The organism is Ekhidna sp., from assembly GCF_965228795.1.
In the GTDB taxonomy this organism is placed as follows: Bacteria; Bacteroidota; Bacteroidia; order Cytophagales; family Cyclobacteriaceae; genus Ekhidna.
Genome location: NZ_OZ245839.1, coordinates 1,867,972 through 1,889,032, shown reverse-complemented (window position 1 = coordinate 1,889,032; position 21,061 = coordinate 1,867,972). Strand labels below are relative to the sequence as shown.

Below are 21,061 nucleotides of genomic sequence, written 5' to 3'. Positions count from 1 at the left end.
CACTTTCTGGTATTTACATTAACTGCTAAACAATCTATCTTAGGTCATCAATGAAACTCATCGACGACCAACTCTTTCTGTCAGCAACTGACCTTGTAAATTTCTTAGGCTGCAAACACCTCACTGAACTCGATCGAGCAGAGAAACTTGAAGAAATAGACTCACCTGACTTCTATGATCCGGCCCACGAACTCTTAAAGCAAAAAGGCCTTGAACATGAGAATGCGTATGAGCAATCTTTGGCAGATCAAAAGTTCTCTATTTATCGGCTTACTGAACACTCAAATGAGGCTACCCTCAAAGCCATGCAGGAAGGCCATGATTACATCCTTCAGGCAGGGCTCTATAATGGAAGATGGAACGGACGAGCTGATTTTCTAAAACGAGTAGATGGAGCAAGTGATCTTGGTGATTATCATTACGAGGTGGAAGACACCAAGCTGGCCACTGAAACAAAAGCCGGTACAGTTCTTCAGCTATGCCTTTATTCTGAAATATTGAGCAAGCTCCAGGGTCGAGATCCGGAAAATATGTGGGTAGTAAAACCAGGTGATGACTTTCCAACTGACAAGTTCAGGTATCCGGAATTTCAATCGTATTATCAGCTCATCAAAAAGCAGTTCGAGAATACAATAGTGAATCAACCTAAAGGTTCTTATCCCTACCCTGTAGCTAAATGTAGCACCTGCAGATGGTGGAAGGAATGTGATAAAAAGTGGCATGATGACGATCACCTTAGTTTGATTGCGGGCATTCAGGCCATGCACTTAAAAGAGCTGGAGAAACAAGGCTTTAATACTTTAGATAGCTATGCTAGAGTAGATGAACCATTTAAAACAATACCTGAGCAAGGGAGTATTGCCACTTATGAGAAAATTCATAGCCAGGCCAAAATTCAACGTTCAGGAAGAGCTGCGGAGACAATTCTGTACGAGTTATTAGAAATAATCCCAGAACGCGGATTGAACCGATTACCGGCTCCCAATACAGGTGATGTCTATTTTGATATTGAAAGTGATCACTTTCATGAAGAAGGTGGGCTAGAATACCTTTTAGGATATCTTACCTATACTCCTGAGGAAGGCTATGAGGATTACAACTATCTATGGTCAAAAAATAAGGGTGAAGAGAAAGAGTCATTTGAAAAATTCATTGATTTTTTAATAGAACAATGGAATAGATATCCGGAGTTCTACATCTATCATTATGCCCCATACGAACCTGCTGCCATTAAGAGGATGGCTCAATACCATAGAACTAAGGAAGTTGAGGTAGACAATCTGCTCAGAGGCGAACGATTCATTGACCTTTATTCTGTACTTAAAGAATCATTGAGAGCAAGTGTTGAGAGCTACTCGCTGAAAGATGTAGAAAAGCTCACCACGTATGAACGGAAAGCAGACCTTCGGTTGTCCAGCATGGCTAGAAGACGAATTGCTACAGCCTTAGAATTCAAAACTGATAAGTTGCTTATTGAAGCAGATGTACAGGTGGTTGAGGAATACAACAAAGATGATTGCCTGGCCACAGAGGCGTTACATCATTTTCTTGAGCAACGCTATCAGGAAAACAAAGCACAGCTTCAGCGACCACCTGTCAAAGATGGCGCTGCCTCTGAAGGAGTTGAAGGAAGGGATATTGAAGCAGAGGAAATGTTCAAAGCTTTGATTAAAGATCTTCCTGAAGACCGGGAGGATTGGAATAATGAACAAAAGGCTTTGTGGTTAACTGCTCACCTGGTTGAATACTATCGCAGAGAAAAGAAGAGTGCTTTCTGGGAATATTTCAGGCTACAGGATATGGAGCCAGACGAACTTTTGCATGAGCGTAAAGCGATCACAGGACTGACATATACTGGTGAACATCCAGACGCTAAAAGAGTACCGATTCATATCTATACATTTCCACCTCAAGAGATATCAATAAAAGAAGGAACGGATCTCTTTGAAGTGCCTGGAGACAAGGTAGGCTCAGTTTATGAAATTTCTGATGAGGACTTTACAGTTAGTATCAAGAAAATGGGTAAAACAGCAGATGTAAACCCTATATCTGTTTGTACGAAAGAGGTGATTAATGATTTTGTCCTAATCCAATCACTATGGAAGCTGATCCAATTTATCATCGCAAAAGGAATTGATACTGAAGGTCCATTTAGGGCAGGCAGAGATTTGCTGCTACAACATAACCCAAGACTATTGAATGGTGAGGCCATGGAAGCAAAGCCAGGTGAATCACTGGAAGAGCACGTCCTTAGAATCCTATTAAACCTTGACCATAGCATCCTCCCGATTCAGGGTCCTCCGGGATCCGGAAAAACATACAATGGAAGCAAGTTGATTGCTGAGCTGGTTAGAAATAGGAAGCGAATAGGAATCACTGCCGTCAGCCATAGCGTGATTGTGAACTTCTTGGAAAGTGTTCAGGAAGAAGGACAAAAGAAAGATTTAAAAATAGCCATTAAGCATAAAGTATCCTCTTCTACTAATGTTGAAAAAGGAGATGAAGTATCATTCAAAAAAGTAGATGAAGCACTTGGCTTACTGGAAGATGGGACCGTAGTTGGTGGCACTTCATGGCTATGGGCTGATGATCAGCTTGAAGACTCAGTGGACTATCTGTTTGTAGATGAGGCAGGTCAAATGTCACTGGCCAATGTGCTGGCTGTTTCCAAAGCGGCTAAGAACATTGTACTACTTGGTGATCCACAACAATTGGAGCAACCACAGAAAGGAGCTCATCCGGAAGGTGCTGATGTCTCGGCATTGCAGCACATCATAGGTGAGCATCAAACCATACCTACTGAGAAAGGAATATTCCTCGATACCACCTGGAGATTACATCCGGACATAGCAGCATTTACCTCTGAGTTGTATTATGAGGGGCGTCTAAAATCAAAAGAGGAAACAGCACAGCAGAAAATCCAGGGGGATTCAACATTCAGTGGATCAGGGCTATTCTATCATTCCGTTGATCATGTTGGAAACCAAAATTCCTCTCCGGAAGAAGTCTCCGAGATTGAAAAGATTGTGAAAGAGATGCTGGATGCTAAGCTTCAGTGGACTGACAGAACGGGAGAAACTAAACCAATCACTTCCGATGACATATTGATTGTGGCTCCCTATAACGCACAAGTTGCGGCACTTAAATACAGACTTCCGGATTGTAGAATTGGAACAGTAGATAAGTTCCAGGGGAAACAAGCACCCGTTGTGATTTACAGCATGACTAGCTCCTCTCCAGAGGAAGCCCCGCGTGGGATGAGTTTCTTGTATGACCCGCACCGATTAAATGTAGCAACTAGCAGAGCAGAATGTATTTGTATTTTGGTGGCAAGCCCAAAGCTCTTTCAACCAGAATGTCATTCTATTCCTCAAATGAAATGGGCAAATGGTATGTGTAGGTATTTAGAATTAACAGTTTAAACCAATAACTAATGTTCGGAAAATCAAAACGAAGCAAAGCACCTATTCCGGCCAAAATATTGGCAGAGAATAATGGAGAAGTTGTTTTTTACAATATTGAGGAGATTCGAAGCATGAGAGATGAAATAAATTGGCGTGTAAAGGTTGCGTACAATTCGAGTGTAGCTTTCATTTCTGTTTTTTCATTTGTGGTGGTTCAACTCTTTAGCACTGAAAACACGTTTATAGATAGTTTTGAAAGTGATCCTGACCTTTTTATTAAAGCTGGCTTAGGTATAATTATATTAATAGCAGCATGGGTTGGTGTGCAGAATGCAAATCATTTGATTGAAAAGCGTATAGAGTTGTACACTCTTGATTTAATGAAAAACGTGTACAAAGAAAGTTCTCATGTCTTCTTCAGTTGGCTAGGATTTTTGTATGGAAGTGTTTTCTTTAGAAGAAAGTCGAAGAATTTTATAGCTAAGTTCTTAAATGCCTCGATAGGACTATTTACATATTTTTTGCCGAATATCATAGCCTTTGGAATTTGGCTATACTTTTTAATCATGATCCCATTAAAGGGATATTTACCATTTTTTTACTTGGCCTCTTTCTTTGTCATGATTGCAATGAGTACTTCATTCTTTTTATTCTTTTACGTCGTAAAGGTGAATAACAACCATACAAAATTTTATAAAGAAGTTATGCAGCCATACTTTGAACGAGAATAATCTTATCTCCTATTCAAGGCTTTTAAGGCTAAATTCGGATAATCGGTTATAATTCCGTCTAATCCTACATTGGCAGCTTTTAAAATATCTTCAGGCTTGTTCAAGGTAAAAGCTGCTACTTGGTAGCCATTGTTATGCATTTTTTTTACGAAAGACTCATTAGCATACATGTAAAAAATATTGACTGATTGGGCTTTATCTAGCGGTCGGAAATAACCGAATCTAAACTTTCTATCATAATAAAATGGAGCTATTGAAGATTTTCCAAAAACCAATTGATTAATCCTGATATCTGGAAATTCTTCTATGCACTCATGCAGATATTTGGTTTCGAATGACTGAACTGTAATCCAACTAGTTGCTCCTTTTAAGGTAATTAACTCTGCCATCTTAGAAACAATTCCCTTGTATATTCCCTTCTTAGGCCATTTAATTTCTATCAATAGTTCACACTTACCATTGATCAAATCAATAACTTCTTCAAGAGTGGGTACTTTTTCACCGCTATACTCATCACTAAACCAACTTCCTGCATCGAGGTTTTTAATTTCACCTAAAGTCAGATCCTCAATGTCACCTTCACCATTAGTCGTTCTTGAAACTTCATAATCATGCATTACAACTATCCGATCGTCTTTGGTTAAATGTATATCTATTTCAATTACATCAACTTTCAGGTCTATTGCTTTTCTTATGCTTGTGATAGTATTTTCTGGTGCAAGGCCAGCAGCCCCCCTATGCCCAATGACTTTAACTGATTCAAAATTGTTGCTATCATCTATAGAGACTGATTTCCACTTCAAAAAGGGAATCAGAACAGTTAGAACTAAAAAAATAAAGAGTGAAATAGTCATTACTGCAGCGGATTTGAATATTATTTTTCTTGATTTCATCTAAACTAAGCTCATTGGAAAAAATAAAGCTAGTATTTTAATTAGAATTTCCTCACAGTTCAAGATTATATTGGCCTTGTATTAAAGCATCAACATACATCACTTGACAGCTCATCTTTTCATCAGAGGTGTGACCTTTATGATAATATCCGGGACTAGCAATTGGACTGAGGGAAGTCTTCGGATAAACCAAAAACCCCTTCTTCGCTCCCCAATAGATATTGTATGCAAAAACCTGACGGAGATCTTCATCCGAAGGCTGAGCATTATTTACGATTTTCCATTTAGCGTCAACTATTTGATTCTCTCCATCAATATTAACCACCATATCAGGCCGCATTCTTCTTAACTTCCAGAACAATTGAGAGTCCTGATATTTGACGCTATATCCAGATGCGATTAGCTGACGATATATATACTCCTCCCATAATTCGTTCATGTCAAACAGCAATGCAAATAGGTCATTTCTCCCACCCTTGATATCAGGCGAGTAATTGAGAATTATCATTTTAGCTATCTCCAGTGCCTTGCTGTAAGAGCTTGACTTTCTGTCAAGATTAATTTTTTCAAAAGTCTTCTCAGTCACACTAACGAATGGCATTTCAGGAAACTCGAATAGTAGTCGGTTAAGGTCATCGGTAATAAATGAGTTTTTAGTCAAAGACTGGATGATTCCCAAAGCCTTGTACAAAACCTGATGTATTAAATGATTGTGATCATAGACCTGATGCATGGTATAAAAACGCTCTTTGTGTACAAGGTTTTGATTGATATGTTGATTGAATTTGAGTGATCCTTTCAGGGCAAATAGATTTCCTTCTTTCCTCCTATATTTCCTGATTAACCCTTTTCTGACCAGTCCTCTTACCTGATTAATGTACTCCTGAAAATATAAGTGAAGGATCGAGTACTTCTTATATCGCAATGATGCCTCAGAAATGTAATTAAGCTGTAAAAAGCGTGTCTGTCGAAGCATGGATAGCAACACATTGTGCCAATCTGATTTGCTTTCACTTCTATCTGTCTTGGGAAGGATTTCAATAGTGAGATCCAACACTTGCATTACACCTACATATTGTGAGAACTGAACCCCAGAGCGTACTAGCTTAAAGTATTTTGAACCACCTCGATTATCATGATAATCTACCATAGCTTCCAGATGACGAGCCGTAAACCACACCTCATACCCCTTTCTGCCAGGCTCGCATCTTAGCATTGAATGTTCAAAAACTTGGTAGGTTCTATCCATCATTTTCTTCTTCCCTGCCCTTGATCGTATCAGATGGAATTTCATAAATAGACTTGACTGCCGCCATGAAATCTACCTCATACTTATTGAATCTATAGTCCTTGATGGTGTAGACATTTTTATCTTGGAGCATGCTCTGATCTTCCATTTCGAAAGCGGCAAATTTTACTTCCGCCCCTGACCGAATTTCAACAAAATGTCTCCCTAAAACCAAACCAATCTTTCCAAAATCACCGTAGAAATACTCCTCCAAAAGGGGAATGATTTTATCATAGAAAATAGACATCAGCTCCTTTTCACAATCATCAGCACCTATCAAAGAGAAAAAATAAGAGTGGCCAATCATGTGATCTTTGTCAATAAGTAACTCAATTCGCTCATTAATAGCCTTGAGCAATTTCGCTGGATTGAGCTTATTAAACTCTACGACACCTTCAAAGACATTCCGTTTCAAGCCTTCCTCCCAATCAACTTTCTTTTCTAAAGCTTCGTATGCTTTTTTATCCTTTACTTCACCGATCAGCTTTAATAAGCTTGATTCATGAAGAATCCACTTTTCATCTTTCCACTTATAATCCCAGTCCTTCTGCCATAATCTCCACAGAAGAAAATGTGGTTCAAGCAAATGAATATCTGGCTTGACTTCTTCAAATGCAAACCTTCTTCTGAGAGCTGTATCTAAAGCTTCGATACTTCTATCAGCAGTATTCATTGTCCCTATAATGTGGAGATTCGGGGGAACGGAAAATTTGACGGACTTATCATAAGGAAGGTTCACCCATAATTCTTGATCCTGACCAATACGCTTATCAGCCTCAATTAGAGTAATAAGTTCCCCAAAAATGGCGCTTACATTTCCACGATTAATCTCATCTATGAAGATTGCATACGGCTTGGCCTTTTTGAAATTTTTGACCTTACTCTCATGAGAATCTTCATAACATCCTTTAAAAGATTTATAGCCTGCAAGTCTTAAAGCTTCCTGACAAGCTTCATAAAAAACTCCTTTTTCGATTCTGTAGGCAATGTCATCCTGGTCAGAAGATTCATCTTCATCATTGGTCAGTACAGGCTTTATTCCTTCTACAAAGTCTTCATAGGTAAATGATTGATGGAATGTTACGAATTTGAATCGCTCAAGAGTCTTGATTTTACCTATTTGTTTATCAACGTTTTCAATTTCCTCTGCAAGTGATTTGATTTCTACTAATTCCTCTTCAACCAGTTGCCTATCAACAGTCCAATTCGATTCTTTGTCCTTGTCAAAAATTAAAGGGTCATGCCTCCGGGTATGATTTACAAATTCATTCTCTTTCTTGGTGTGAAGTTGCAGTTGAGACCAAACGATTTGATTGGCTTTGGTTGGTTTGTCAGGATTGTGTTTTGCACGAATCATTGGGTGGTCTATTAGGTCCGGCACTTTCATTGAACCCTTGCTATATAAAATCGCCGCAATAATTTTCCACCAAGAATTATCTTGAGCCAGATCAAATGTTAAACTATCATCAACCAATAATTCTTCTTTATCAATAAATCCTCTTTTTAATTCATTGATTTTGTAGGTTTTACCTGTTCCAGGAGGCCCGAAAAGAATTTGATTAAGTTGAAGCACTGAAGCATCAGAGGACTGCTTGTCTTTCTTTTGCAAATCCTTAACAAAAGCCGAAAAAGCTTTGCCTCCCTCTTGTCCATTATTTCTTAATGATTGAGCCAAACGGGAAAGCTCCGTAATATCATAGCTATTGACCTTATCGAGATCAAAGGATCCAGATTCTGCGTATGCCTTTACATTTTTCGCATAATTATTATGGGTTTTGACTGTAGCAGTTTTCCAATTATACATCATCCATTCGATGAAATGTGCTATTATTTTCATTTCCGAATCATTCCTTTGATCAAAAAAATCTATTACATAATTTATCTGCTCCTCGAATACTGGAGAGATTAATTCAACTAAACCGTCCCAAGTATTCGGGAAGTTTGAATCCACAGGAATTCTCCAATATTGCTCCGCCTGAAACTTATCTCGATAAGATTTGTATTGATTTTCATCATCGGAAAAGTTTACATCTACATCAATTCCAAATTCGGGTTGAGAGTCGAATCCTCCAAAGCTAAGCTTTACGAAAACTTGATTTTCAATTGGAATGTCTTTTGGAACAAAGCCTGTTAGAATGTACTCCTTAAGTACAAACCCTTGACCATGTCCAGCCATTTTATTGGGCTTTTCGTTGTAATTATTTCTAAGATTAACCCCAATTGCTTCTCCTAGTCTTTGTCCAAGATGTTTAAGTTTATCACGTGTTTCGAAGTACATCTTAGTTCCTACACTATTGCTATCGTACTTTTCACCAATCCAATCTCTGTATCCAACAAGATCGTTTAACCTGAAATATTCAATATCACTCACTCTGCACCCCCTTCCACAATCTGACCATCATCATCTTGTTCCTCTTGTTGAGTTAAATATTTCCTATCATTCAATTGGATAATTACCGGTTGCTTTAATCTTAAAGCCTTTCCTACAGCAATTACATGTCGTTCCTCTAGTGTAGGAAGAGTGTTTGAGTAGTCTGATCCTATGTAATTCTCTAAAAACTGCTTTCCCGTATCATCAAAAACTCGAAGTGCAAATATTGTATTGCACTGATTTAAGATACTCTTACTAATGTTCGCAGTTCTTTGGGTTATGACCAAGCTCCCTAGCCCGTACTTGCGGCCTTGTAATATTATCTTTGCTGTACCATTAACAGCTGCTACATCTCCATCATTTGCAGCTGACCCCCATTCTGGAACCAGCGAATGTGCCTCTTCAAAAACAATCATCACTCGAGCTGATGAACCATCTGTTGAGTCAAATTCCATAAGAATTCTAAGAATTTCTTCACATATGATCCTTGTTTTTTCTGCTGCGCTTAATAGAGTTGTTATAACATTATATCCAATTTTCTCTCCTTTAGATACTTTATGAAAATCAGGATTATAAACCCTGATATTTTTTTTGTCACTTACTACATATTCATTTGGAGTTTGTTGAGAATCAAATAAAAACTTTAATAAGTCTAATCTTATCTCATTTCTATAAAGATCTTTGTTGCCACTTTTATCCGGGTATTGTTTTCCATTCTCGTCGCTAGACACAAATTCTATTTTAGCATTGATTTGATTAAAAGAGTTAGCAACATCCCTTTCAATTTTTTCATCGGAAATATATCTAGGAAGCCTATCCTCTCGAGCATACTCATTTGTAATATCAATACATATTACTTTTAACGACTCGATCTTTTCAATTGACTTCTTTATTAGCTCAAATGTTAAGCAAGATTTTCCAATACCTAAAATTCCAAGTATTGCAGTATTATGAGTTACTAAAGAATGATAATCAACAATTGGTATTGGATATGATGTAGTAGGAAGCCTTCCAATAAACTTTTCAGCTATTGTAGACCTCTCTTCTTCATTTATCTCATCCTCTGAATGTAGAAATACAGGTGTGAAAATTTCAGGCATCCAGGATACTACGCCCAATTCATTTCTTTCTAGGTTATAATAACCCAATTTTCGAGCTACTCCAATTGTGAATCCGTAAACATCTTGATTTTCTAATGGTTCATCACGAGTGTTTCCATCAATCACTTGATAGAGCGTCTCAACCCCATTCACTTGAACCTTAAGAATTGCTCCTTCTGACACGTGATTAGCTTCTGAGAGTCCTAGGATATGAAACTTTAGAGTGTTGAGGTTTGAGCCGCTTTCTACAAAACCTATTAATGAGCTAAAATTCTGATAGAGTAAGCATGAATTTATTTTTTCCTTAATAGGATCGCTAAAGTCTTCAACCGAATCTATGTGAAAAGCTGAATTTTCATCACTTAGAATTGATTTAGAGCTTGAGAAAATTGCAGACAGGGAAGGTACTGTTATTTTTTGCTTGTTCTCATCCTGAAGCAAATACACGTTTGCCCATTGTTTATTCAAAAGTTGCCTTACACTAATAACAATCCCAACAGACTTTGTTTTTTTTCGATTTTCAATAGTTATAATATCACCTTCTTTAACTGAATTTTCATTACCGATCTCAACTTTATAAAGTAGTGGATTTTCACACCCTATGGCTTTCCCAATTACTGCAGAATTGGTTTTTGATATATTCCTTAGTCCCGATAAAACCTCAACCGTTAGGCCAACAAGATCGAAGAATACAATGCAAATCCAGAAGGCCAAGAGGATAATAAAGTCCACTATATCAGGCGGGCTAGAAAGAGCGAAGTAAGAATAAATTGAACTTAAGAAAATGATTGAAAATAGAACGTTACTTGCGCCCAACTTGACAGAAAACCAATAAGTAAACCGACTTAGGCCTCTCCATAAATTAGATTCTGCGTCCTTCAATCCAATTGAAACCAGACTAAATACGAGAACGGTCAGGTTGAAGATGAAAATAGCCTGATACCCAAAAAAGGATGCTTTTGAATCAATTGTCAAAAGAGCTATCAATACAGCTAAGGAGTTGGTTAATGAGTCTGTTGGTTTTGTAAAAAAAGGCTCAGCAACATACTTGCCTAGAACTATTAGAAGAATACCAGAGTAGAACCAAAGGCTTGTATCATTAGCTAAATCAAAAGCCATCGAAAGAATATCACCACCTAGCCCCCTGAAAATCATTACTAAAATGATCAGATAAATAAATGCTACTAGAATTCTTTGCGGCTGTGTGAGTTTTGGCTTCACCCTTCACCCCCTTCCACAATCTTGATCTCTTCCTCCGTTAACCCATATAGCTCATATACCAACTGATCTATTTGATATTCAATGTTTGACGTATCATTATCTAGATCATCATTTTTTCTAGAAATAACTTCATTTACTTTTTTGGAAATATCAATGACATCAACCCTTGGAACAGGAAAGTCATTGATAATTCTAGAAGAGTATGAATAGTATCCTCCTTGTTTCAGAGCAGCTCTTCTATGTAAGTAAAATTTGGCCAATGAACTATTCAGTATTCCAAGTAAAGCTCTCAATGAATCATCTTCCTTCACATCTAGAGTTAAACCAAATACTCTAGCACCACTGTAACCAGCAGTTTTATTAGATAGTCCGAATTTGTGATGTTTAGTCTCGCCTGGCCAGAGTATTTTATTCGAATTATAGACCTCTAATGTTCCAAATCTCGTTAAGGAGTACCAGTTTGATTTACCTTCAAATGTTTTTCTTGAGTCTTTCCTTTTTTCCAGTTCACTTTTTTTTGACTTGAGATAACGATAGGCATTAGGATATCTAGCTCTCATTACTTCTAAAGGCAATAGGTTTGTGCTATTGCCTTTCTGTTCATAAGGATATATAATGTATTGATCTGTATCAATTATGGCATATCGATCACAGTTTTGTGCTCTGATAAGAGGGAGCAAAACTCCTGACTCAATACCTAACTTTTCAATTTTATCATTAGATAGTAAGAATGTATCATCACTTCCACTGACTATCCCATAATGACATGAACCAAAATCACTAAGCTTAGGGTTCGAACTAATCTTGTTTATCAATTTTGATTCGACTTGGGATACAAGCGACCAGTGTTTTTCATCCAAATTATCAACATCAATTGGTGTTTTATTACCAAAGTCGAACTCTTTGGCTGATGCTATTGAGTCTACCTTTCTGTAAAAGAAATTATCAGATAAAGTATTCTTAAAGAAGAAGATACTTACATATGTTAAAGCCTCATCGAAAACAGGTAAATCTTGAAAATCAATAACTTCCAAAAGGCCAAGTTTATTCATAAGGTATCCTCTGCACCTTTCACCATATTCAGCACCGATAAACTGATTCGATGTTATGAAAGTTGAAGTCGAGTTTGTCTGATTAATACGGCCAGCTAGCTCAAAAAATAGAATAGAAATATCAACTCGTTTATGGGCTACTTGATACGAAGACTTGTAAAAATCAATTTGTTTATGTCCAAGCTCTTGCACCCTGATATATGGGGGATTCCCTATCACCACATCAAACCCTTTAAAGTTGCCTTGATCATCAAGGACCTCCGGAAACTCAAACCGCCACTCAAAAGCATCTTCGTAGATTTTGTTGCTTTTGATTTCTTCAATTTCGTGCTCCAACTTTCCCAAGGCAGTGGATTTGGTGCCCACTTCTTTTTCCCACTTCTTCTTTTCTTTAGGCCCCATCTCAAACATGCTCTGCTGGTTGGTCAGGTTAAAGAGTTCACCTTTTAGTTTGTTGAGTTTGATAAGTCGCTTATCCTTTTTATTGATCTCTGTCTCAAAATCGCTCTTGATGCTCTCAATCAGTCGTTCAAACTCACGCTTATCTTCCTTCTTCGTGGCATTCTTGTAGTTGTAAACCGCATCGCGATAAGTCCCAATATCCCACTTGCTCTTTTTTAAGGCATCACTAATATCCACATCCAGATCAAAACGGCTAATGAGTGAATTACCGGTCTTTATGTTGATGTCAATATTGGGAAGGGTCTCCAGCTCTCCTTCATTCTTATAGTAAGCGTTCTTCAACAGCTCAATCCACAGCCTGAGCCTGCAAATCTTCACTGAGTTGGCGTTAATGTCTACTCCAAAAAGACAGTTCTCAATGATCGTTTGTTTTTCATGGAAGAGGGTTTCCTGAACTCGCTGCTTCTCCTTGTTTCCAATGGCGTACTGAAACAGCTCTCCTTCTGATTCTACAACCAGCTCATCGTTCTCGATTGTAATCTCATAGTCACGCAAGGTTTTACCATCTCGGTCCAGCAAGATCTTCAGCTCGGACTTGATGGCTATGATCTCATTCAGCGCTGAAACCAGGAAGTGTCCGGAACCCACGGCAGGATCACAGATCTTCAGGCTATTGATGATGTCATTTGCCTCCTGCTTTTTATCCTTTTCTATGTGGTCATAGAGTTGATCGAAGCTTGCCAGCTTCCAACCTTTAGCCTCATTAAATTTTTTAACCACAGCTCGCCGGATCGTCTCCCGGCACATGTACATGGTGATAAATCCGGGAGTATAAAAGGAGCCGTCTTTGTAGCCATTGATTTTTTCAAAGATCAATCCTAAAACGGAGGCATTGATTAAGGATTTATTCTCTTCCTGGATTTCTTCCTTTCCTTCACTACTAAAATCATAAGCCTCTAAAAAGCGGAACAAATACTCCAGTGCATCCATTTTTCCGGAGAGAGGCTTGCCATTCGCATCTTTCAACACAGTTCTGGAGTATAGCTCATGCTCCAGATTGTTATTGAGCATAGTCACTGTCATGATCTCCTCCAATCCTGTCGGTTCAAAGAGCGAGCTATTGAGGTAAGGTACTTTGGCATATTTCTCCTTGTATCGATCTGACCGGTCCTCTATTCGCCTAGCCAGCACCCCAAAGAATAAGCTTTCCAGTGCATCGTAGTTGGGCACTGTTTTTATATCCAGGAAGCGATATGCCTGATCGCCTTTGTGATAGGTCACCAGCTGAGACTCCATGAGCTTGAGAAAGAGGATCCGATTGATCCAGGTGATGCAAAGCTCCAGAGCAACTGCATAGAGACGCTCGTCATGAGTGTCTCCAAAGTGTGATGGCCGATCCAGCCCATTCAATCTGTCACGCTCATCCATGGTAATGATTGCATTCTCCAGAAATGAACCTTCAATCCGTTTGCCCTCAGCCTTTCGCTGAATGACCTTCTTACCTTTGTCCTTCACTTCTTCCAACCCAATAATATGCAGCAACTCATGGTAGAATTGCTTGTTCAGGCTGTTGCTATCGTTCGCGAAAGGTTTCTTCAGTAAATGAACAGGTGACAGCACCTTGAATAGAGAGATTAACTTTTGAGAGTCTTCTCCCTTATTTAGTTCTTTCTCATACTCACGCAAATCAAACCAGGTATACTCTAGTTGATCCTCTACTTCGGCTATGTATGTGCTGGTAATTTTGGAATAGAAGAATGTGGTGTCCGTGCCTTCTAGCTGTTTTGAGTCCCATTCCTGAAATGCTTTTTGCAGCTTCTTATTCTTGTAGAAGTATTTGTGAAACAGAGCTGCATCGAAGATGAACCATTCATAAATATTTGTTACAACCAGGTACTTGATGTCGGCATTCTTATTGCTTTTATGTTCTCGTAAATAATAGAGGAGCAACTCCTGAAGTGCTTTGGCATTCAGTTGCTCTTTAGAAATCATTTCCGACTTATTACCTGGCCTTTTGACTTCCGTTAAAACACCCACTTTGCTCTTTGGTGATTTCTCCTGATGGATGACAAAGTCGGTTCTACCCTTGGTATTAATGAAGTGGTCATTTTTATACCAGGTATCAGATAGGAAAGCCATCACATTGTTCTTGAGATGCTCTTCTGATTCATCCTCATTCAGATCTTTTAGAAGCAATGAAAGATTAGACCTGAAGGCTTCAATCTCAGCACGATTGACCTTTTGTCTTCGATAGGCTTTGTTGAGTGATTCTTGTGGCTTTAGTGGCATTTGGTGAAACTAGCAAATGTTCCTTAAAGCTAACAAACCATTAAATAGGATTGAAGGAGATAAAGAAATATGTATAGAAGTGCTGAAGGTAAGTGCTTTCCCTTTCTTTTTAAGGATTAATCACTAATATAGTGCGCACCTAATTGGGTCTCAAAATTTATAATTTATATCTGAAAGAAATTATGGGGTTTCACGTAATACTAAAACATAATTCAAATGAAATTAAATATGCATACGCTCAAGATGAAATTGAGCTAGCTAAGCTTCCAATCTCTATTGACTCTATCATTTATCAAGGAGAAGAACGATGGAGGCCGATGTTGGTAAAAGATAGTTCACAGTATAAACGATTTTCAAAACCATCTTATCGTGTAGGAATTCTGGCCCAGGAACTTTTCAAAAAGCAAGCTTTGAAAAAAGAATATATCCTAGAAGAGCTCAATCAAGATCAAGAATCAATGAAAGCATATACAAACGCAACAAAAGAATATATACCCATTAAAAGAGGAGATTTCCTATTAAGAAATGCTGGCAACTATGAGATAGATGTGAAATGCAGATTTTTTATTGAGAACAAAAAAGGTCAAACCTGTTTTGAGTTTAATGTAGACCATCTTGAGCGTCATCTAAATATGTGGAAAAAATTTACAAAAACACCTGTGATCATTGCCGTTTATGATAGAGATAAGATCAACAATTCTCCGCGAGAAGAATCACTTCATATGATAGATGTTGAGCACATGAAAAACATTGTAAAGAAACATAACCTTAAAAAAATGCCAAGAAAAAATAATGGTGAACGATATCAAGTTTATCAAATACCTGTAGATGAAACGATGAAAGAATTTGACCTGATTTCATACTTATTTAAAAAGAAAAAATAGTCATCTAAAATGTTCCTTCACATTCGTCCCAAACATAGCTCCTCTTAATATTTTAACATCTTCACGATCATAAAAGGTATCGGTTGCTATAGATGGTCTTCTTTTCAGCGCATCTTTAAGTCCCTTCTCAAGGCTCTTCCTTTTTTTATAAAGTACCCAAGCTTGTTCTTCAATTGAGAATGGGTGCTCGTTCTTTACAGCATCAACAAACATCCTTTGCTTCTCACTGATGGGGTCGAGTTTGCCCTCAATTAAGGCCTCAAACCAGTGTCCATACTTCTCAAGAATATCAATCATTTCATCAGAAAATGCCCGAAGGTTCTTGATTTTACTATCGATCTTGAATTGACCTTTCTCTTTTAAATATTGAAGATGATCCTGTTTCGTGCTAGGCATTCCTAAATCTAACTAACCATTAGATAGCATTGAAATTGATCATCAATATCCTTTCAAAAATCTGACTGTTTTAGGGCACTTTTCAGGAAGTAACCACAGACCATAGAAAATTCAAAGTGTATTACATTTCCACTTCTTGCTATAAGAAGATGAAACGAGGGAGTTTTCACTCCCCCATAAATACTATGCTTTAAGCTGTCTCAAATCCACTTGATGTCGCTCTTCATCCCCTAAAAACTCCACAAAATTGGACCAGCTTCGCTTTGTTTTTTCAGATCGGATCTTACCTCGCCATTTCCGTACATACTCACGATCCTTCTTTGTGCAAATCTTAGGAATCACATCCCATTCATAACATTCAGAACAGCCATCAAACTTCACTACTGTTTTCACAAAGGGTTTGTTATTAAGTAGGTGTTGTTCCATATCGTATATGTTACCGGCATCTCCAATATAAGTTCGATATACTACGACTTCCTTAAACTTCTCCCTTTTGAATCTTCTTAATCTCTCCTCCAGGTTTAGTTCACTTGTTATCCCTTGTTTGATGTATTCAAAACCTAATGGATGTCGGAGGTAACAGAAGTAGAGTAATCCTTTACCCCCATTCCTTTTACATTTATTAATAAAATTCTTTCTCTTGCCTGTGGTTCCACCCAGCCCACAGCAAAATGTACGGGTAGCTTTCTTTGATTTAGAATACCGTTTAAAATATTCTTCCCCACAACGAATACATCTTACAAAGGGGTAAATTAGATTTTGAAAGTAACCCCTCTTGGTTTCCCAGAGCAAGCGAGAAACAAATTTGACTTTTAGTGTCGGCCATTTAGACTCTACTGTCTCTCGTATTTCATCCTCATGGATCATTTTGGCGGTCATTGGCAAGGTACCTTTATTCAGAATGTTGTTCACATTCAAATCACGATGCGTGCATTTCCATTTCTTATCATAGACATGAGCGTGGAAAGGTGACTTTGCGTGCTTTGCTCTTTTACTAGTCGTCCTCTTCCTATATACCTTCTTTACTTGATATTGTGGACCAAGCTTTTGTTGAAGCATCTCCTTGATCTCTTTCTTGGTATGAGTCCTCTGACAGAGACAACCACCCTTACTCGGATTGTTCCTGATATGCGCCATCTTTCGTTTTTTCATACTTCCACAAGAAAGACATCTAAGCTTGCCTACAAGCCCTTTCCCAGCAACCATTTCAATACCCAAGACCTTATACTTTACATTCAATTTCCCTTGTGAGTGTAGGTCATCAAGTTCTACCTGAATCCTCCTGAGCTGCTCAGAATTAGATTCATTTTTATAATTTTTATTCATGGCTTATGTTAGCCAATCATCAGACCTAAAAGCCACGCCAAACCTGACCTACTGAGGGCCCCACCTAACCAAAATTGAGCGAGCGAAGTTGAGCGAATTGGCTAGCGAAATAAGCAGCGAACTAGCAGCGGATTTTTGCTAGCAAAAGCGGAGCGGATTTCGCTGCACTAGCCACGAGCGAATAGCAAGCAAAAAAGCAAGTATAGAGGGAATAGCAAGTGTTTTAGCAGACCGTAGTTTGCTTATGCTCGCTAAAAGAAGGCGAGCGGATTCGCTTAATAGCTAAGCGAAATCTTGCTCAAAAGAATAATCAGCTTTTGCAAACGAGCTAAGCAAATTGGGTAAGCGAAAATAGCAGTGAAACCTAGCGAAATCGAGAGCAAAAAAAGACCGGATTGTTAAGCGAAAATTCCGTGTCGTATTTGAATTAGAATATTAGTAATGCGTTTGATCCCTTTTTCGTTTTCTAAACAGTCTTTTGGCTTTCTGTCATTAAGAAATTCCCAAGAAGTGTTCATCCATTTATCAAAATTCACTTTACTATCAAAAGTTTTCAGGCCTTCCTCATCAAGACGTTTTAGTAATTGGAGATTCATACTATAAAAAACGTATTCAAATAAAGATGGTTAAATGATCCTTAATATGCGTTTAACTAAAATGAACAAATCTCTCAAAGAAATTAAATACGATCTTGCTATTGCAATGTCAGATCCAAACATTACTGAATAGCAAATATTCGAAAGAAAGTCGTTTATTTAATACGTGAATATGTGATATCCTTTCCGACAGCATTATCCTCTATCACGATCATATCAGTAAGAAATGTCTCAATTGGACTTATTTGATTGCTTGCCTCTCCGAAGAAAATAAAGTTGGAACCACTAATCTTATACGTTCCTTTCACCTCCTTATCTCCATTCAATATGAACAATGCATTATTGGCACTATCCAATTGCATTTCAATTGTAACTCCGTTCATCTTAGCACCCCATGTTCCAATAATTACCTCAGAGTATTCATCTACAGAAACTTCTGTTAAGTCTAATTCACTAGAAGGTTTCACCTTCAATTCATAGATTGTTTCCAAATCAATACAATTGAAAGCGTTGTGTAAATAATCAACTATCCGCAAGTCCTTTTTTCGTGAAGTATCTATTTCCCTTGAGGTGCTTCTGTCTCCAAATTGATAGACTATTTTCTTAATCTTATGCTGCTGGAAAATCGCAAATTCCTTCTTGGTTACTGGATGCATGAAGAAAACATTATAACGAGTGTATTTGGTGTCTCCAAAAGTTGCTGTTTCTGGAGTTTCTCTCAAGCTGCATTCTGTTGGATTCTCAAAAGATAGGATCTCCCCACTTTCAAATTCAATTATCACGAAGCTCTTTTCGAGCTTGTCATTCGAAAGATCACCTTTTACATATTCATTGTAAACGGACGGTGTATTTCTATCAGAATAATTAAGTACCAAAAATGTTCCACCAGAACCTTGATTTACTTGTGTGATATTAATTGAGAATCTAATAGAATTTAGTGCACCCATAAGAGAAGAACCATAAGATTCTATTAGATCACCAGCATCACTTTTTGAAGTTGTTCTATACTCTTCACAGTTCTGAGCTAAGCTAATTTGACAAATGCAAACAAGAATGCACACTAAATATCGTAAATACATAATGACAGGTTTTCTGCAATTATAACATATCCGTTATAGATTCAAATTGATTCTACGACCAATTTTCAGATATGACTGAAAGGGATTTGGATCGTAGAATCGTAGAGCTTGGAAAACACATTAGAGCGATCCGGGAATCAAAGGGTCTTTCGCAGACTGAACTAGCATATAAAATGGGTAAAGATCAGCCTTCCCTAAATAGAGTTGAAAACGGCAAGATCAGCCCCTCATATGGTTATCTCCTTCAAATAGCTGATGGGTTAGATATCCACATTTCTGACCTTATTCCTAAGAATAAATAATCTCCATCGTGCAGTACACTGTCTATGTCCTTTGGCATTTAATTTAGAAGTAGCATATTTTGGACTTGCTGCTTAGAATCAACTATATGAGTTGATCGATTGACGAGTTTTTTAAATAAACTATTTCTTCAACCCTTTAGAAAGTCCTTCGATATCTAAAGCTGGGTACCTTTCTGATTTTCGATCCACTAGCCATGCTATCTCCTTTGCTCTCTGTAGAATTTGATGTGGGGATAATTTTTCATTGGAGGACATTGACAGAATCAAATCGTATTCGATTGCATCTTTTGATTTTCTGAGCATAAGAAAACTTTTTTAGTTACCTATCTTCAAATATATCGAACAAAGAGTAAGCTTCGCTGAAGACTAGCTATATAAAGATTTCTTGTTAGATACTTAGTTGCTAAGTTCACGGAGCTAATCACATGACAAGAATTGTCGAGCTGATTCTTAATGATTAAGACTGTCCAAACAGGGCAGTCTTTTTTTGTTTCTATACAAGGTATTGAAGTGGAGTATAGTAGTTAACATAAGATTAACTACTATGCTAATCGACAGCTGCTTTTTAGAGAGTTTTGTATGGGGTCAATTAAATGACCCTCTATGTCCAATTGAATGACCCACTATTCTACCAAAACCATTAATTGCTGCTAATATTGAGTGTTAGGGTCGTCTGAATGAATCAGTACCTGAGGAAATCAACAAATACAAAAACTAGTATAACTGATTTCTAAAATGTTGAATATTATCAATTGATAATTTAAATTCAAAGAAAGTCCAGATTTGACTGATTCCGATCATGTACTACGCGAGCATATTGAAAACTTACCGCTTTCAAAGGAATTGCAAGAGTTTGTACTAAATCAAAGATGCAGCTGTCTTTACTCTCTACTTATTAGGTATACGGCATCTGATCTTTTAAATAGAGATGACTTCAATCACCACATGCTAATCGAACTATACTATTTTCTGAGAAAACATGATTTGGAAGATGCTTTTAGAGATTAAAATTTAATTCTGAACTAAGAGCTTATATTCTTCAAGGAACAATGACTGATTATTCCGAAAGTTCCACAGAATCACAGTAGCCTATCAGGGAAAAATTCTGATTCTAATCCAAAACGGTTCCTTCTTTCATTCGTTCCCACTTCCAAGCCGCGTATTTTATATAATTTAGAATTCGTCATTCTAACCGAGTATCGTATAGCATCCGAAAACTCTGAGAAAATAAACAAACTTGAAGCTCTTCCATTTTTGTCATGTGGCAAGGTTTCATCTAAAGCCCTTTCAATTTCCATATCAATTGGAGAAAATGATGCCTTATCTTGATATAATTCAGAACTTGGCATAATTATTTCAGAAACAGCAAAATCTCTTTTATCAACTCTGTACATGAGATTATTTAATTTCGTTTAGTGAGACTTGATTAGTTTATGCCAAGTAGTTCTATGAGGCATTCCTTTTTGGTCGCATTTAGGAAAATCATCCCCTTCCAAAACCCAAGCCTCCGTTCCAGGATGAATCTCGCAACAGTAATAAGAAGTTTCCGGACACTCTGTTCCTGTTTTCCAATTCTCATTTGTTTCTAATGGCTGACTACTATTCATTTTTTAATGCTTCGTTATAAGCTAAAAAAGCCTCACTAAATTAGTGAGGCAAATCATTAAGAACCAGCTTTAAACTGTACTTGCAATATAATCAATTGATATATTAGGTTGTCTTCGTTC

The 21,061-nt window shown here is 37.6% G+C and carries 15 protein-coding genes; 4 read left to right on the top strand and 11 right to left on the bottom strand.

What is annotated here, in order from left to right; all coding sequences use genetic code 11:
• Positions 1-50: 50 nt before the first annotated feature.
• Positions 51-3,422, top strand: coding sequence for a TM0106 family RecB-like putative nuclease (locus tag ACQK2H_RS08460; RefSeq protein ID WP_425390998.1), 3,372 nt, complete (start codon positions 51-53; stop codon positions 3,420-3,422).
• Positions 3,423-3,433: 11 nt separating this feature from the next.
• Entirely contained in the window at positions 3,434-4,135 is a 702-nt protein-coding gene (locus tag ACQK2H_RS08455; RefSeq protein WP_425390997.1) for a hypothetical protein, read from the top strand.
• Between the two features lie 2 nt (positions 4,136-4,137).
• Here the strand turns inward: ACQK2H_RS08455 and ACQK2H_RS08450 are convergent, their stop codons facing one another.
• The 5 genes from ACQK2H_RS08450 to ACQK2H_RS08430 all read right to left on the bottom strand — a co-directional run bounded on the left by ACQK2H_RS08450 (position 4,138) and on the right by ACQK2H_RS08430 (position 14,751).
• The gene (locus ACQK2H_RS08450; RefSeq protein ID WP_425390996.1) at positions 4,138-5,028 is read right to left on the bottom strand and encodes a glycerophosphodiester phosphodiesterase; all 891 of its coding nucleotides are present in this window, start codon (positions 5,026-5,028) and stop codon (positions 4,138-4,140) included.
• A gap of 52 nt (positions 5,029-5,080) precedes the next feature.
• Positions 5,081-6,277, bottom strand: a complete 1,197-nt coding sequence (locus ACQK2H_RS08445; protein ID WP_425390995.1) for an McrC family protein — start codon at positions 6,275-6,277, stop codon at positions 5,081-5,083.
• Entirely contained in the window at positions 6,270-8,687 is a 2,418-nt protein-coding gene (locus tag ACQK2H_RS08440) for an McrB family protein (protein WP_425390994.1), read from the bottom strand. Before ACQK2H_RS08440 ends, ACQK2H_RS08445 begins: the two co-directional genes overlap by 8 nt.
• Positions 8,684-10,906: an ATP-binding protein gene (locus tag ACQK2H_RS08435; protein WP_425390993.1), complete on the bottom strand. Its 2,223-nt coding sequence runs from the start codon at positions 10,904-10,906 to the stop codon at positions 8,684-8,686. Before ACQK2H_RS08435 ends, ACQK2H_RS08440 begins: the two co-directional genes overlap by 4 nt.
• Positions 10,907-11,004: 98 nt before the next feature.
• Entirely contained in the window at positions 11,005-14,751 is a 3,747-nt protein-coding gene (locus ACQK2H_RS08430) for a DUF7149 domain-containing protein (protein ID WP_425390992.1), read from the bottom strand.
• Between the two features lie 143 nt (positions 14,752-14,894).
• On the opposite strand from ACQK2H_RS08430, the gene ACQK2H_RS08425 reads away from it, so the two are divergent.
• Positions 14,895-15,635 carry a hypothetical protein gene (locus ACQK2H_RS08425; RefSeq protein WP_425390991.1) on the top strand — a complete coding sequence of 247 codons (741 nt, stop codon included), beginning with the start codon at positions 14,895-14,897 and terminating at the stop codon, positions 15,633-15,635.
• On the opposite strand, the gene maoP is transcribed toward ACQK2H_RS08425, so the two are convergent.
• The 4 genes from maoP to ACQK2H_RS08405 form a co-directional block, all read right to left on the bottom strand.
• On the bottom strand, positions 15,636-16,031 hold the full coding sequence (maoP, locus tag ACQK2H_RS08420; protein ID WP_425390990.1) for a DUF413 domain-containing protein: 396 nt from the start codon (positions 16,029-16,031) through the stop codon (positions 15,636-15,638). It lies immediately after the preceding gene.
• Between the two features lie 183 nt (positions 16,032-16,214).
• A complete protein-coding gene (locus ACQK2H_RS08415) occupies positions 16,215-17,357 on the bottom strand; it encodes a hypothetical protein (protein ID WP_425390989.1) in 1,143 nt (380 codons plus the stop codon).
• Positions 17,358-17,755: 398 nt separating this feature from the next.
• Positions 17,756-17,953 (bottom strand): antitoxin Xre/MbcA/ParS toxin-binding domain-containing protein, encoded by a 198-nt coding sequence (locus ACQK2H_RS08410; protein ID WP_425390988.1) that lies wholly within the window; start codon positions 17,951-17,953, stop codon positions 17,756-17,758.
• Positions 17,954-18,108: 155 nt separating this feature from the next.
• The gene (locus ACQK2H_RS08405) at positions 18,109-18,900 is read right to left on the bottom strand and encodes a hypothetical protein (RefSeq protein ID WP_425390987.1); all 792 of its coding nucleotides are present in this window, start codon (positions 18,898-18,900) and stop codon (positions 18,109-18,111) included.
• Positions 18,901-19,103: 203 nt separating this feature from the next.
• Between ACQK2H_RS08405 and ACQK2H_RS08400 the strand changes: the two genes are divergently transcribed.
• The gene (locus ACQK2H_RS08400) at positions 19,104-19,334 is read left to right on the top strand and encodes a helix-turn-helix domain-containing protein (protein ID WP_425390986.1); all 231 of its coding nucleotides are present in this window, start codon (positions 19,104-19,106) and stop codon (positions 19,332-19,334) included.
• A gap of 120 nt (positions 19,335-19,454) precedes the next feature.
• On the opposite strand, the gene ACQK2H_RS08395 is transcribed toward ACQK2H_RS08400, so the two are convergent.
• Both ACQK2H_RS08395 and ACQK2H_RS08390 read right to left on the bottom strand, forming a co-directional pair.
• Complete coding sequence (locus ACQK2H_RS08395; RefSeq protein WP_425390985.1) at positions 19,455-19,637, bottom strand: hypothetical protein; 183 nt, start codon at positions 19,635-19,637, stop codon at positions 19,455-19,457.
• A 776-nt stretch (positions 19,638-20,413) separates the two neighbouring features.
• Entirely contained in the window at positions 20,414-20,728 is a 315-nt protein-coding gene (locus ACQK2H_RS08390; RefSeq protein ID WP_425390984.1) for a hypothetical protein, read from the bottom strand.
• Positions 20,729-21,061 lie beyond the last annotated feature (333 nt).

Excerpts from the sequence above, each read along its gene's own strand:
- ACQK2H_RS08460 (WP_425390998.1), top strand. The coding sequence starts at position 51 with ATGAAACTCATCGACGACCAACTCTTTCTGTCAGCAACTGACCTTGTA.
- ACQK2H_RS08455 (WP_425390997.1), top strand. The coding sequence starts at position 3,434 with ATGTTCGGAAAATCAAAACGAAGCAAAGCACCTATTCCGGCCAAAATA.
- ACQK2H_RS08450 (WP_425390996.1), bottom strand. The coding sequence starts at position 5,028 with ATGAAATCAAGAAAAATAATATTCAAATCCGCTGCAGTAATGACTATT.
- ACQK2H_RS08445 (WP_425390995.1), bottom strand. The coding sequence starts at position 6,277 with ATGGATAGAACCTACCAAGTTTTTGAACATTCAATGCTAAGATGCGAG.
- ACQK2H_RS08435 (WP_425390993.1), bottom strand. The coding sequence starts at position 10,906 with ATGGCTTTTGATTTAGCTAATGATACAAGCCTTTGGTTCTACTCTGGT.
- ACQK2H_RS08430 (WP_425390992.1), bottom strand. The coding sequence starts at position 14,751 with ATGCCACTAAAGCCACAAGAATCACTCAACAAAGCCTATCGAAGACAA.
- maoP (WP_425390990.1), bottom strand. The coding sequence starts at position 16,031 with ATGCCTAGCACGAAACAGGATCATCTTCAATATTTAAAAGAGAAAGGT.
- ACQK2H_RS08415 (WP_425390989.1), bottom strand. The coding sequence starts at position 17,357 with ATGAATAAAAATTATAAAAATGAATCTAATTCTGAGCAGCTCAGGAGG.
- ACQK2H_RS08410 (WP_425390988.1), bottom strand. The coding sequence starts at position 17,953 with ATGAATCTCCAATTACTAAAACGTCTTGATGAGGAAGGCCTGAAAACT.
- ACQK2H_RS08405 (WP_425390987.1), bottom strand. The coding sequence starts at position 18,900 with ATGGGTGCACTAAATTCTATTAGATTCTCAATTAATATCACACAAGTA.
- ACQK2H_RS08400 (WP_425390986.1), top strand. The coding sequence starts at position 19,104 with ATGACTGAAAGGGATTTGGATCGTAGAATCGTAGAGCTTGGAAAACAC.
- ACQK2H_RS08395 (WP_425390985.1), bottom strand. The coding sequence starts at position 19,637 with ATGCTCAGAAAATCAAAAGATGCAATCGAATACGATTTGATTCTGTCA.
- ACQK2H_RS08390 (WP_425390984.1), bottom strand. The coding sequence starts at position 20,728 with ATGTACAGAGTTGATAAAAGAGATTTTGCTGTTTCTGAAATAATTATG.